This is a genomic window from Massilia consociata, assembly GCF_042432755.1.
Taxonomy (GTDB): Bacteria; Pseudomonadota; Gammaproteobacteria; order Burkholderiales; family Burkholderiaceae_D; genus Telluria; species Telluria consociata.
The window spans coordinates 1-1077 of sequence record NZ_JBHLWP010000057.1 but is presented as its reverse complement, the minus strand read 5'-3'; the positions used below and the strand labels follow the sequence as shown (position 1 = coordinate 1077).

Below are 1077 nucleotides of genomic sequence, written 5' to 3'. Positions count from 1 at the left end.
GCCTTGCCCGCGGTCTTCGCCTTCAATAAAGCGCTTCATTTGGCACCCCAGTGATGAGATACTGGCTCAACGTTTACCGAACCCGGTTCGTTTACAAGGTCACAAGGTTTTTACACAGCCTGGGCCAGAAGCGGACTTGTCAAACAAGGAAAATAATGCTGCATCACCTGTCTATAGCTGTAACTAATCTCCCCCGAGCCTCTGCTTTCTACGACGCGGTTTTAGAACCGTTGGGGTATACCCAGGTCTTTGCAGACGACGAAGCTGTGGGCTACGGGTATGAAGGTGGTGACGATAAACTGTGCCTGAAACTTGCAAAGCACGTGACGGTTCCCGGCGAAGGCTTTCACTTGGCCTTTACCGCGACGGAACCGAATCAAGTGCATGAATTCCATGCTGCTGCGCTGCGCCACGGTGGACGGTGCAATGGCGCACCAGGGCCTCGGCCAGAATATGGCGATAGCTACTATGCAGCCTTCGTTTTTGATCCCGAGGGATATCGGATTGAAGCGGTCATTAACGTAACTTCCTAACAGCCGTACCGCGAATGACCGCGTCGGGTCGTTTTCGGTCTCTCGTGAAAGCCTGCGATTCGTCGGCTGCAGCCACCTGCTATGCTGAGCTCAACGGCCGAGATCGGCCAAAAGCGGACACCTGAACTATGCCGCGTGAGCTAGGCCCGGCGTGAGAATTATTGAATTTTCAGAGCCTTTGCGATGCTAAGCTCAGCTTGACCTCTCCTATCTGAGCTTTGGCTAAACGCCTATTCCCTCATCTACGTAGCGCTTCTTTACATGTTGAACTATCTGCTTGCGGCCTTTTTATTAGTCATCTTCCCTGCGCTGAACGTCTGGCGTAGTCTACGTCCTAAGAGCGACAAGCCGGCCCGTACACGGCTGCGCCAGTATTGGACAATGAGTTGGCATTCGTTAGCCTTGCTAGGCATTCTGTGTGAGATAGCCCCTTGATTCACCAGACACAGTCGATGCTGTATCCTTACGGATAGGAGTAAGACTGTGAGTATGACTAGAAACAACCAAACCATCGAAGTCGTGACGGTGTCGGAAGAGCGACGCC

At 52.7% G+C, this 1077-nt stretch carries 1 protein-coding gene; it reads left to right on the top strand.

Features of this window, described 5'->3' with window-relative positions; all coding sequences use genetic code 11:
• Positions 1 to 155 precede the first annotated feature (155 nt).
• The gene (locus ACFFJK_RS22915) at positions 156 to 533 is read left to right on the top strand and encodes a VOC family protein (RefSeq protein ID WP_379681963.1); all 378 of its coding nucleotides are present in this window, start codon (positions 156 to 158) and stop codon (positions 531 to 533) included.
• Positions 534 to 1077: the final 544 nt, after the last annotated feature.

Excerpts from the sequence above, each read along its gene's own strand:
- ACFFJK_RS22915 (WP_379681963.1), top strand. The coding sequence starts at position 156 with ATGCTGCATCACCTGTCTATAGCTGTAACTAATCTCCCCCGAGCCTCT.